A 283-nucleotide genomic window follows, 5' to 3' on the forward strand; every position below is an offset into this window, starting at 1 on the left:
CGGCAGAATGGCGGTAATGTCACTCAGCGCCTGACGATTCTGGGTAATCACGCGCAGATTCGCGCGTTCGCCTTCGGGCTGGGCGGTCGTTTCTTTCAGTTGCAGTTTTTGCTCGCCGCCAAATTTAAAAGCGTCGGAGAGGTAATTTTTGCCGGTTTCGCCGTCGCTGAGCGCCAGTTGCCACTCATCGCCCGCCGGGTAAAGACCAAAGTTATAGGTTTTGCCTGCTTGCCAGGAGCGATCTAACAACACTTCCTGCGCACGTTCAAAAGTCAGCTGGTTA

Annotated in this window: 1 protein-coding gene; it reads right to left on the bottom strand. The window is 54.4% G+C overall.

Annotated elements, in window-relative coordinates; genetic code table 11:
- On the bottom strand, nt 1–283 hold a 283-nt coding region (locus FN960_RS23900; RefSeq protein ID WP_221936846.1), incomplete at both ends, for a hypothetical protein.

This window comes from Alkalicoccobacillus porphyridii (assembly GCF_007293315.1).
Classification (GTDB): Bacteria; Bacillota; Bacilli; order Bacillales; family Bacillaceae_D; genus Alkalicoccobacillus; species Alkalicoccobacillus porphyridii.